The sequence below is a fragment of the Shimia sp. R9_1 genome (assembly GCF_017743775.1).
Taxonomy (GTDB): Bacteria; Pseudomonadota; Alphaproteobacteria; order Rhodobacterales; family Rhodobacteraceae; genus Shimia.
In genome coordinates, this window is record NZ_JAGHRN010000008.1 from 1 (window position 1) to 12,449 (window position 12,449).

The 12,449-nt window shown below is 55.3% G+C and carries 7 protein-coding genes and 1 tRNA gene; 6 read left to right on the forward strand and 2 right to left on the reverse strand.

All coding sequences use genetic code 11. From position 1 onward, the window contains the following. Positions 1 to 48: 48 nt before the first annotated feature. Positions 49 to 125 (forward strand) — tRNA-Met (locus J7399_RS19295). Here J7399_RS19295 and J7399_RS19300 read toward each other — a convergent pair. Both J7399_RS19300 and J7399_RS19305 read right to left on the reverse strand, forming a co-directional pair. After that, positions 82 to 1,734 carry a recombinase family protein gene (locus J7399_RS19300; protein WP_209089268.1) on the reverse strand — a complete coding sequence of 551 codons (1,653 nt, stop codon included), beginning with the start codon at positions 1,732 to 1,734 and terminating at the stop codon, positions 82 to 84. The genes J7399_RS19295 and J7399_RS19300 overlap by 44 nt on opposite strands. Positions 1,735 to 2,576: 842 nt before the next feature. Continuing rightward, entirely contained in the window at positions 2,577 to 2,834 is a 258-nt protein-coding gene (locus J7399_RS19305) for a helix-turn-helix transcriptional regulator (RefSeq protein ID WP_209089025.1), read from the reverse strand. 111 nt (positions 2,835 to 2,945) lie between these two features. Between J7399_RS19305 and J7399_RS19310 the strand changes: the two genes are divergently transcribed. The 5 genes from J7399_RS19310 to J7399_RS19330 all read left to right on the forward strand — a co-directional run bounded on the left by J7399_RS19310 (position 2,946) and on the right by J7399_RS19330 (position 12,366). After that, positions 2,946 to 3,254, forward strand: coding sequence for a hypothetical protein (locus J7399_RS19310; RefSeq protein WP_209089028.1), 309 nt, complete (start codon positions 2,946 to 2,948; stop codon positions 3,252 to 3,254). Between the two features lie 600 nt (positions 3,255 to 3,854). Further along, positions 3,855 to 4,070, forward strand: a complete 216-nt coding sequence (locus J7399_RS19315) for a hypothetical protein (RefSeq protein ID WP_209089031.1) — start codon at positions 3,855 to 3,857, stop codon at positions 4,068 to 4,070. Positions 4,071 to 4,485: 415 nt separating this feature from the next. Beyond that, the gene (locus J7399_RS19320) at positions 4,486 to 4,758 is read left to right on the forward strand and encodes an integrase core domain-containing protein (RefSeq protein ID WP_209089034.1); all 273 of its coding nucleotides are present in this window, start codon (positions 4,486 to 4,488) and stop codon (positions 4,756 to 4,758) included. A gap of 395 nt (positions 4,759 to 5,153) precedes the next feature. Continuing rightward, positions 5,154 to 10,616: a glutamate synthase-related protein gene (locus J7399_RS19325; protein ID WP_209089036.1), complete on the forward strand. Its 5,463-nt coding sequence runs from the start codon at positions 5,154 to 5,156 to the stop codon at positions 10,614 to 10,616. A 4-nt stretch (positions 10,617 to 10,620) separates the two neighbouring features. After that, positions 10,621 to 12,366, forward strand: a complete 1,746-nt coding sequence (locus tag J7399_RS19330; protein WP_209089039.1) for a sulfite reductase subunit alpha — start codon at positions 10,621 to 10,623, stop codon at positions 12,364 to 12,366. Positions 12,367 to 12,449: the final 83 nt, after the last annotated feature.

Below are 12,449 nucleotides of genomic sequence, written 5' to 3' on the forward strand. Positions count from 1 at the left end.
GAAGGGCGACAGATCTCAAAGCCAAAAATGGCCCAAGATCAAAAGCGTCGCGGGATGGAGCAGCCCGGTAGCTCGTCAGGCTCATAACCTGAAGGTCGTAGGTTCAAATCCTACTCCCGCAACCAACGATACAGAACGGCCCGAAGCACAATGCTCCGAGGCCGTTTTTATTTGGCCCTTCGTTTGCCCCAAGGCCAGCAAACCAGCCAGCTCCCCAACTAGCTCAATGTCCAAGCCATCTGTGAGCGGGGTAAGCCGGATCTCCTCCAGCAAAGACCGGATGATCGTTGTGGCTTCGGCTTTGGTCTCGGGATCGTTTAGCGCTTCGCTTAGGTTGGCGACCTTGCTGCGGTACACATCGGACAAATTGGGATGTAGCAACACTGGCGCCGATTGGTCCGCATTGGACAGATCGGCTTCTAGTTCCGCCTTACGGGCTTCCAGGCTGTCCATCTTCTCTTTCATGCTCTCGTGAAACATCCCTTCGGCAATCGCGTCAATGATGCGATCGATCTGCTGGGTGACCTGCGTAAGGTCACGTTTGGTTTTGGCTTCATCAACAGAACTCTGGACTGAGAGGCGATTGTGTTCTTCTTGGTAGGCTTTGACGAACTCTCCAATCAGGTCAGGGTGGAGCAGTCGATCTTTGAGCCCGGCCAACACCCGCGCTTCAAGCTCATTGCGGTTGATGGTCTTGCGGTTGTCACAGGTGCCTTTGTTCCGAGTATTGGCGCAGCCGTAGTTGGTTTTGCCCACAATGGTGTAGCCGCCGCCGCAACATCCGCACTTCAAGAGACCTGAAAACAAGTGCTTTGCTCGCTTGGCGCGCTCTGGACGGTTGAGACCTTCCGCAATCACGGCGTTGCGTGACGCCTTTTGGCGTGCTTTGACTGCGTCCCACAGGTCTTGATCTACGATCCGCAGGTGAGGGACTTCCTCAACGACCCAGTCTTCTGGAGGATTGAGCCTGGCCTGACGTTTGCCATTGCTCGGGTCTTTGACGAACCGCTGTCGGTTCCAGACGAGGCGGCCGATGTAGAGTTCATTATTGAGAATACCTGTGCCGCGCTTGTGGTTGCCGTGGATGGTAGAGGCACCCCAGTCAGTTGCGCGGGGGCCAGCGATACGGTCTTGGTTCAGTGCAGCGGCGATGGCACGGGGGCTGATGCCGTCGGCATAGTCTTTGAAAATGGTGCGGACGATCCCAGCCTGCTCTTGATTGATGCTGCGTTCGCCAGTGGTCATTGCACCATCCGTTTGCAGAGTGCGCACCACGTCATAGCCGTAAGTAACGCCGCCTGCGGATTTGCCTTTGCGCACACGGCCCTCCAGGCCGCGATGGGTCTTCTGGGCGAGGTCTTTGAGAAAGAGGCTGCTCAGGGTGCCTTTGAGGCCGATATGTAACTCACTGACCTCGCCTTCAGCCACGGTGACAATCTGAATTCCCCAAAACTCCATGCGCTTGAAGAAGGCTGCGATGTGTTCCTGGTCTCGGCTGATGCGGTCGAGACCCTCGGCGACAACTACGTCAAAGGTGTTGTGGCGGGCATCCTCCAGCAGCCGCTGGTAGGCAGGGCGCAGGTGGGAAGCCCCGCTCAAGCCGCGATCCGCATAGATCTCGGCTTCGCGCCAGCTATTGCCTGCAATCAAGCGTGTACAGAGGCGGTGTTGGTCCTCAATGGAGGCGTCGGTCTGAAGGTCGGTGGAATAACGGGCGTAAATGGCGGCGCGCATGAAGAGAGGTTCCTGAAAAGAGGTCGTACAAATGGGCGCCCTAAGAGCTAGAGGGCTCGATGGGGCGCCCGCAATAGCTTTTTGCGGTTAGGGCAGTTGAGTACGATCCATTTGATCCGCGAAGGACTGTCTCGCGGCTTGCCGGCCGAGCAGTCGAGCGAGCTGTGTCAAGGCAGCCTGATTGCGTCGTTGTACCGCCGATGCGATGTGGTTTTTATCCGGGAGGGTCATTGGGAACCCTCCGGCTGAGACCGGGATATCCTTTGCAAAAGGATCTGCGAGGGCGGCGGAGCGGGCCGCCTAAATCGGATCTCAGAGGTATCTACAAAGTAGGAACAAACGGGGCAAAGTGAATGCTTCGTTTTTTGTGGCAAGTGAGCCTCAGGTTAAGATGCCCACTTCATACACCAGTCAGGTGAGTTGCGCAAGCTATTGAAAAACAACAACCTTTGATTGCGCGCGTTCTTGCCGGCCTCAGCCAGCGGCTTGATTGGGCGAATGCACCATAAGCCGATTTGGTCCACCTGTTGAGTAATGTCTGTAAAATTACATTACCTACAAATCTTACGGATTCAGGCATTTGATTTTGATGCGCCACCAAAAGCCCAATAAAATAAGGAGGCAAAAATGATGCCCAAGAACCGCGATGCGAGAAATTGCAGTGTAATCTACTGTAATGGGGCCTCCGAGATTACAAATCTATAATCGCCCCTGAGTATGTGGTGCATCGAGAAGTGCAAGCGGCGGTCTAGCCCAGACTGAAGCACTTGGGTTGTGCAGTCACGCGTCACCCAATGCTCGCTTCAGACCCGAAAGTGGAACGTCCTCCGCTCTTGGTTCGTTCACGCTTCTTGAATTGCCTTATGTTCTCGCTCGATTTCGCTCGCGAAGTCCGACAATGAAATGTCCAATGCGCTACAGATCAAAACCAACGTTTCCAAAGTCGGTTGATAGCGGCAAGTCTCCAGTAACGAAATGTACTGCATGCTTCGCTCAGCTCTTTGGGCAAGCTCTTGTTGGGAAAGCTTTCGGTCTTTGCGCAAGCGTTTTAACGCCTGTGCGAAGCCCGCAAGCAATTGATCTGTATTAGGGCTCGACATGAATTGACACTTCGTTCATCGAGCGCTACCAGTCTATGTAGTATACTTTGAATTTAGTTGCGTAATTTACGTGCCAAGAACTACGACTATGCGGCGGAGAAGTGATCTGCGATGAGAGACGAGCGACTGACGGAAGGCCAAATCGACCAGATTTTGGCTGCAATTGAAGAGCGGTTTGGAAGAAGTACTGCTCAAGCCGATGGTAAGCTGGAGGACGGACTACAAGGCACATTCCGGGGGCGACCAATGCAACTGAGCCGGCCGGCTCCTGCCTATGAAAAGCAACTTCATATCTGGGTCACTGAGGACGATAAAAACTGGTTTTACAGCGTCGCAAAATCCAAAAACTTGAAATCTGGGGCCTTCGTCAGTTATCTCCGATCACTTTACGATGCTCAGCAAATGGTCTCGCAAATTTAACATCTAGGACCTCCCTTCCTCTAATCGCTTGACGCCCTTCCATTGATCTAACTAGGCTTGAGACATGAAAGACCTTATCCGCAGCAACACTCTGAGCGCTCGAATATCCGGCTAACGCAATTCGTTAGTTGGGAGCGCGCTGGTGCGGGTGAGGGCCTTATACCCCCTTTGCGGCAGATTACCGTTGATCTGAGGGTTCGATTCCCTCCGTTCCTACCATAGTTCTTGTAGGAAAAATCTATGCTGATAATTACAGTTTCCGTTGGTGATCGAGTGATCGCTAAGGCATCTGCCGCTAATGTCTCGAACCTGGCTGATATCTCCAACTACGAGGTTCGAACCGTCGAGCGGGGTTACGAACCACTTGAAATTCCATCATCAAATAGCCAAGAGAATGATCTCTGGTCATGAGCGCCGTAGCAGCGTGTGGAGCCTCGTTGAGAAAGTTGCAGCGTTGGCGCAGAGGGAACGAGGCGATGTTTAGGGCGTATGCCGCCAGCCTAGCAGACCGCGCGATGTGGGTGGGCGTAGCAAAACTGGCTGTCATCCATGTACTGCTCGCAATGCACATTACCTCGCTTCTTTTTGGGGAGAGCCGTGATGTCAGACAATGACCAAGAGGACGCGGTCTCTTTCTACTTCCGAGTTTCCTCTGAACAGGCGGATCAGTTCAATCAACTCGCTGCCGCACAGTTTGGCATGAAAAAAGGTGCGAAGAGGCAGATGTTCTTGAAGCTGCTTGATGACCACCTGCGGTCCCAAAAGATTGCCCTATTGAAAGAAGAAATCTCGGTGCTTGAGAGGGAAGGGCGATAGGGCGGTTGTTTGCAACGAATGGAGCAGCCAATGCGCGGTAGGCACCAACTGCGTGTTTGGAGTTGGGCTACTCAGAGCGATCCTGCCAAACATCTATTCGCCGAAAAACCGTGGGTGAATGCGAGTATCACTCGCAGAGGGCAACGCCCTTTTGAGAGCTTTTTGGCGATGCCGCAGATTTATCATCTACCGCTCCGAAGCAAACAAAAACGGCTACGCAGGCTAACGGGTTGTAATACACGCTGCGCGTCTATCCCACCCCATGCCTGTTTCTGGGGCGCCGCAAGCGGACCACAGAAAACACTTCCTTGTGGTAAGAAAGGTGCTGACCTGGCGGATGTCAAACACGCTGTAAGCTGACTTCGGCGTCAAGGCGTTGAAAGAGGCCATCACCTGATTCGGCCCGCCCTAAATCATGAATACAGATCAGAGCAGCCAATTTAAGGCCTTTGCGTGGACGGATCGGCTGTGCCGAAGCGACGTGGGCATCTCGATGGGTGGCAAGGTCCGGTTCCTTGACAACACCTTTGTCGAGCGGTTCTGGCGGAGCCTGAAATACGAATGCGTCAACCTGCCTGTCTGGGAGACCGGATCGGAAGCCAAGGCAGGTGCCGGCAAATGGATTGAGTTCTACAACCGAAAGCGTCCTGATGGCGCCCTTGGCGGCAAACCATCAGCCGCAGTCTAATGGCAAAGAAAAGAAGAAAACCAAACCGGTCATCAGGAGCAGAGAGTAGCCTAATCTTCGTAGAAACCTATGGCAACACTGAGGAGTTGCTCACACTTCAGAGGCCAAATAGAACCCAAGATTACCTAGATTACAATTAATCCGGCATCCACCCACAGCCTTTTCTTGCACCAACGTTTCTAAGACGAGCGTTTTGAAATTGTGGGCAGATGCCGAAGCGTTTTAGAACGCGATTGATTGTTGCGCACCTCCAAGTTAGAAGGGCGCATCTAGCAAACAGACGCGCGATCTTGCGAAATATCTGTCCGCCAGGCTTTCCCATAAACTCGACTGAACGGTGTCTCTCCTTGTTTTGAGGGGCTGTCCGACTGCCAAATTGTGAGCCATCAGACAATATGATCCAAGATACTGGCCTCTATGATCCGTCCCTTGAACACAGCGCATGCGGTGTTGGTTTTCTGACACGCAAAGACAGCAAGCAAACCCATACCTTGTTGGAAAAAGGGCATGAGGCTCTGTGTGCTGTGCCTCATCGGGGCGGCATGTCTTCGGAGGGTGTTGGGGACGGTGCCGGGATTTCAGTGGATCTGTCGCTTGCGTTTTTTAGCAAGTTGGCTAGCAAGCCGCTTGAGGCTGGTGCCTTTGGTGTTGGCAACTTCTTTCTGCCTTCTGACGAGAGCCAGCATGAGGTGGCAGCTACTTTGGTGGTTGAAAAGCTCAATGCCGAAGGTTTTGAAATTTTGCTTGAGCGCGAAGTGCCTGTCGATAACGCCGCAATTGGCGTGCGCGCGGTAAAATGGCAGCTCCCCATTCGTCAGTGGGTGTTTACTGCTCCGGACGATATCCGTGGGGGAGAGCTGGACGCAGCCATTCACCGCGCGCTTTTGGCGATAGAGGCGGTGGCCTACACAAAGCCGGCGCTGGATGGGCTGTATCCGCTATCGCTCTCAGCACGCACGCAAGTTTTCAAAGGCCGTTTGAATTCTTGGGAGATCATTCCCTATTTCAAAGATCTCTCTGACCCGGATCACGCCGTGCATACCATGTATTTCCATACACGGTTTTCCACAAACACAGACCCGCATCCTTCGATGGCGCAACCATTTCGCCTTATGGCGCATAATGGTGAATTGAACACGGATAAGAAAAACCGCCTTAGCGAAGCGGCGGTGGCCTTGGCGCGTTCCAAAGCGATCATCAGGCCCAAGGGCCAATCAGACAGTTGCCGATTGGATCAGACGCTAAATGCGCGGGTTTATGATGAACAGCTTGATCTGGTGACCGCCGTTGTGGCGATGATGCCGCCGGCCTGGGAGAATGACGCAGGCGTTTCGGACGACGTGCGCGCAATGCTGGAGTACTTCTCTCTCTTTGAGGAAAAGAACGACGGCCCGGCAGCATTGGTCTTTGGGGATGGTAAAATCATCGGTGCCCGCCTTGACCGTCTGGGACTGCGCCCGTTGCGTACCGTTGAGACCCAAGACTACCTCGCGGTGATGTCAGAAGCGGGACAGTTTTATCTGCCGCCAGAAGAGGTGATCCGCCGTGGCCGCGTCGAAGCGGGTGGGATGATTTACTACAACCACGGCGACGGCCGCATCTACGAGACCCAAGATGCGCTTGAAATGCTGGCAGCGCAGAAGGACTACAAATCGCTTCTTGAAGCGGCGCGCGTGACAATCGAAGCGCTGCCCGAGGCGGAGACGGACCCAAAGGCGGCGGCGCGCCGCTATGAGGGCGATCTGGAACGCTCGGCGCGCTATGTGGCCTATACGCTCAATCAGGAAAGCTTCAAATTCTTGATGGATCCGATGCTGCAGACCGGTGTCGAGAAGGTTTCTGCCATGGGATATGGCAATGCGATCAATGCTTTGTCCGACAACGAAGGCGGTGTGGCAAAGTACTTTAGTCAGCGTTTTGCGCAGGTGACAAACCCGCCTCTGGATTCGATCCGAGAAGCGGATGGCATGACGCTGCGCGTGGCACTGGGGGAAAAGCCACATTTGGGATATTCGCGCTCGCGCCAGATTGTAATCAATTCTCCCATTCTACGCATGGCGGACATGTTGAAGATTAAGGCGCAGGAAGACACGCCCTGGGCGCGGTTTGACATGCTTTTTGCACCGGTGGTTGGCGATGGCGCTGCAAACGAGGCGGCGCTTGAGGCCGCAATTGATGCGGTTTCTGAAGAGGTTGTGGCCTTCGCACGTGATAAAGGTGGCATCGCCATCGTCACCGACCGGCATATCAGCCGGGACAGGGCCGCGATGCCGATGACGCTTGCGATCTCTGCGATCAATCAGCGCCTGATAGAAGAAGGCCTGCGCTTCAAGGTGTCGCTTGTGGTTGAGAGCGGACAGATCGCCTCCTCGCATCACATCGCTTGCGCGCTCGGCTTTGGGGCCGCTGCGGTTTATCCGCTTGGCGTGCGCTTGCGTGCAGAAGAGCTGTTTGGCGAGGGAGACGGTTGCACGCAAGCCTTTGGAAAATTCAAAAAGGCGGCGGAAAAGGCGCTGATGAAAACCATGGGCAAGGTGGGACTTTGCACCGTGGAAAGCTATTCAGGTGGCGAGTTTTTTGAGCCGAATTTTTTGGACACCAATGACCGTGTGTTCAAAAAATATCTGCCCAATATGAAGACACCCGTGGGCGGGGTACGCTTTGCAACCATCGCGCAGTCCGTTGCGGACTGGCATGCACGCGCGCTGACCGTGGAAGGCAGCGACGATGTGCCAATGCTGGGCCTCTTCAAAGAACGCTCTGAAGGAGCCGGGCACAGCTATGGCACGACGGCTGTGCGGGGCTTCGTTGACCTGACTGAGGAACCGATCAGCTTTGCCGAAGGAGAAGGGGAGAACGATCCGTTCCGCCTGCTGACCTTGCGCCAGATGGACGACGCCTTTGGCATTTCCGAGGATGGTTATGTCAACACCAGCTTTGACAAGCTGAGCCAGGAGCAGATCGACAGTTTCAAAATCACGCCGGGGTATCGGGCCTTCAGTCGCCAGATGAGTGACGAGCGACACAAGCGCCCTGCTGCGTTGCGCGATGTTCTGGCGTTTCCGGCCGACATTACTTTCCTTGATAAGGTGGCGGATATTCAAAAGGAGATGATGCTCTTCAATCGCGCCGGCAACCGGGATTTTGTGATCCGTGGGTTAAGCGTAGAGGAGATCGGTGCGGGCGAATACCTGCTGCGCCTTACCGGCCCGAAGGCCTGTGACATAGGGCGGCTTGATGCGTTGCGTCAGACGCTGGTGGTGCGGTTTGGCGAGGATGTGGTCGGGCACACGGTCACCGGTGGCGCGCTGAAAGTCGCGGTGACCGGTTGGGCACTGGATTATGTTTCGCGCATCCGTTCGGCACCTGAGCGTCTGCCTCTGGACGAAGTGCAATCTGCATCTGAGATCACGCCGCGGCTGGCCTCTGGCGCGATGTCGCATGGCGCGCTGGTTGCGACAGCTCACGAAGCGGTGGCGCATGGCACCAATATGGTTGGCGGCATGTCCAACTCCGGTGAAGGTGGCGAACACATCAGCCGCTACGGCACAATCCGCGCCTCCAAGATCAAGCAGTTTGCGTCTGGGCGTTTTGGTGTTTGGGCTGGTTATTTGGCCGAGCCAAATCTCGAAGAGATTGAGATTAAGATCGGTCAGGGTGCGAAGCCGGGCGAGGGCGGGCAGTTGCCTGCTCCTAAGGTCACGGTAGAGATCGCAGCCGCGCGCGGGGGCACGCCTGGTGTGGAGTTGATTTCGCCGCCGCCGCACCACGACACCTATTCCATTGAAGACCTTGGTCAGCTGATCCACGACGCAAAGGCGGCGAGGGTGAAAGTGATCGTGAAACTTGTGTCCTCAGAGGGCATCGGCACCATCGCGGTGGGCGTCGCCAAAGCGGGAGCGGATTTGATCAATGTGGCAGGCAGCACAGGTGGCACCGGTGCGGCTTCCGTGACTTCGCTCAAGTATACAGGCCGCGCGGCGGAATTGGGCATTGCGGAAGTGCATCAGGCACTTTGCGCCAATGGCATTCGCGAGAAGGTCATGCTGCGTTGCTCAGGTGCAATGCAGACCGGCTCTGATGTGGTGAAGGCCGCACTGATGGGCGGGGACAGCTTTGAATTTGGCACCACGGCGCTGATGATGCTGAAATGTGTGATGGCCAAAAACTGCAACGTCAAATGCCCGGCAGGTCTGACGACCAACCCGGAAGTTTTTGACGGCGATCCCCGTGCCTTGGCGCAATATCTGCTGAACATCGCGCATGAGACACGTGAAATCCTCGCAGATCTTGGCCTTAAGAGCCTTCAAGACGCGCGCGGGCGCAGTGATTTACTGCACCTGTTGGATCACCCGTCCGCTGTTGGTCAGTTGAACCTGCGCGACATGCTCACCCATGTGCCTGAAAACCCTGTGGAAGATCCGGTCTATTTGGAGCGCGATTTTGAGGTCGATGACATTCTCTTGGAGCAAATGCGGGAGCGCTTGTTATCAGGGCGTGAAGATCAGATCGAGCTGCGCCCTAATGCACCGCTCAACAACCGCAACAAATCTGTGGGTGGGCAGCTCGCGATTGATATCGAGCGTATGCTCAACCATGAGCTTGAGGCGCTTCCGCCTGCCGCGCATCAGGATGTGCGGGGCCGTCGTTTCCTTGATCCACGTGCGGTGCGGATTGTTACAAATGGCTCAGCCGGGCAGAGCTTTGGCGCCTTTTGCAATGACGGCATGATGCTGGAGCATACGGGCACCTGTAACGACGGTGTGGGCAAAGGCGCTTGTGGCGGTGAGATCATTGTACGATCCCCGGGCGGGGGCTCCGCCACTGAAAACGTACTGATCGGGAACTTTGCATTGTTTGGCGCAACTGGCGGTCGCACCTTCATTGAAGGGCAGGCAGGAGACCGTTTTGCGGTGCGCAACTCCGGGGCAACCGCGGTTGTGGAAGGGGTTGGCGATTTTTGCGCCGAATACATGACCAACGGGGCCATTTTGAACCTTGGCGGTTTCTCCAAGGGTTATGGCAACGGCATGTCTGGTGGCTTTGCTTATCAGTATGACCCGGAAGTACGGCTGAACGATATGATCAGCCATGACTCCGTCTTCATGGGCACCTTGGTGGATGGCTCAGATGAAGCCGGCGTGCATCGCGATGCGGTATATCAGCTGCTGAATTGGCACCACGAGGCAACCGGCTCTGCCAAGGCGCAGGATCTGCTGGGTAATTGGGAAGAGGCGCAAAAGCACATGGCTTGGGTCATGCCCAAGGCGCTGCTGCAATATCAGGACGCCGATGCGATCCTGAAAGTCAAAACCCGCAAGGATCTGATTGAGGAGCTGTCCACCGCCTTGGCCGAACATCAGATTTCCACGCTTAAGAAAGCCTGGAAATCCGGTCGTCCTGTCCACAAAGGCGCAACGCCTGATTATGGCGAGATGGATACGGAGGAGATGTTCCGTCTGCTCAACAGCTATTCTGTCCTTGAGATGGCGCAGAATCTGGCTGTCAGACGTGTCGGCAAAACCGCCGATCGGATGGCGCTGGACAAAGCTGCCCGCAATCTGATCCTGACCGAAGACTTCAGCCTGATGTTGGCGCTGTCCAAACACGCCAAGAAGGCGGTGAATGATTATGACGACACTGGTTTGGCCACGTTGGTTGCGCACAAACGGTTGAGCGATTTCAAGCGGGCTCTGTCGATGCGCAATATTCTGAGCATGGACAGTCCCGGCACCTACAGCTGGATCCTGCGTCAGGACGTCAAAAACCGGAACGCGCTTGGCACCATTCCAAGCTTTGATGAACTGTTCGCCCAAAATGCGCTGCCTGATTTGGTGGCCCGAACGGCCGCGGAGTAAAACTATGAACGCCCCATACATTCCTGATGATGCGCCATTTTCTGGCGAGCAACGCTCTTGGCTCGGTGGGTTCCTCGCCGGGTTGCATTCCCGCCTTTCCATGGGCGGCGTTGCTGGCGTCGCTCCGGCCGAAGAGCAGGTCAAAGCCAAGCCGCTGAACATCTTATTTGGCACTCAGACCGGCAATGCCGAAGAGGTTGCCAATGAGGCAGCAGAGCTGGCCAAAAACAAGGGTTTTGCCCCCAAAGTGGCCGAGCTTGACGCGATTGAGATGGACCAGCTTGCGGCGATGGAAAACGTGATCGTGGTGATCTCCACTTATGGAGAAGGTGAGATGCCCGACAACGCAGAGCTTTTCTGGGAGGCACTCTCTGCAGGTACAGCGCCTCGTTTGGAGAAGCTAAACTATGGTGTGCTGGCGCTTGGGGACACGAGCTATGAGCTCTTCTGTCAGGCTGGCAAGCTGATCGATACGCGGCTTGAACAATTGGGTGCAAAACGTCTCGGTGCGCGCGTGGATTGCGACATTGATTTTGAGGATGCCGCCTCCGCTTGGCTGACCGTCACGATCCCGGATGCGGGCTCAGCGGGGGCTTCGGAAACAAACGCTGTCGCGCCAAAGCCTCAGAAATCCGGCTTCTCCCGCAAGAACCCTTATGTGTCAAAGGTGGTGGACAACCACATCCAATCTGGCGCGCAATCTGCCAAGGAAATCCGACACATTGCCTTTGACCTTGGTGACAGCTGTATGACCTATGAAGCGGGCGACGCGCTGGGGGTCATACCGGTGAACGCACCTGACTTGGTGGACGGCATCCTGACACGGCTGGGTGTGTCACAGGACACATACGTAGATGGTAAGGATCAGCCTTTGGGTGCGCTGCTCGCAACAGGTGTGGAGATCATGACACCTTCGCGCGATCTGATCCGCGCGCTGGAACCTTTGGCCAAACATGATGAGTTCAGCCATGTGGTGGGCAATGGAGACAAAGAAGCGCTTGAGGCTTTCCTTTGGGGTAAAGACACGCTGGATCTGTTGAACCTCAACCCCGATCTGGCGATTGATGTCAATGAGTTTGTAAGCTGGCTCAAGCCCTTGCAGCACCGCGCGTATTCGATTTCCTCAAGTCCCAAGGCGCATCCCGGTGAAGTGCATCTAACCGTTGCCGCGGTTCGGTGGACTTATAACCACCGTGTCCACAACGGGGTCTGCTCCACGTTTCTTGCCGATCATGTGCTGGAAGGGGCAGAGGCGCGCATCTTCATGTCGCCCAACAAAAGCTTCCGTGTGCCGCAGGACAATGACGTACCAATGATCATGGTCGGGCCGGGCACCGGGATTGCACCATTCCGCGCGTTTCTGGAGGAGCGTCGAGAGCTTGGTGCCAAAGGCGCGAACTGGCTGTTCTTTGGCGATCAGCATCGAGAGAGCGATTTCATCTATGAGGATGAAATCAGCGCCATGAGTGCCTCTGGTCTGTTGACCCGCCTGGATCTGGCGTTTTCTCGTGATCAGGCGGAGAAGATTTACGTGCAGAACCGGATGCTGGAAAACGGAAAAGAGCTCTTTGGCATGCTGCAAGAGGGCGGACATTTCTACGTTTGCGGAGATGCGACACGCATGGCCAAAGACGTGGATCAGACGCTGCATCAGGTGATTGAGTTGCATGGGGGACTGTCTGCGGATGAGGCGACTGAGTATGTGAGCAGCCTCAAACGCGAAAAGCGCTATGTGCGGGATGTGTACTGAGGTTTCATGTAAAAATGTCTGCAAACTGTGCAAACGAAAGATGCTTTGGCACATTGTCGGGGGAAGTGCCCAGCAGTTTGTCC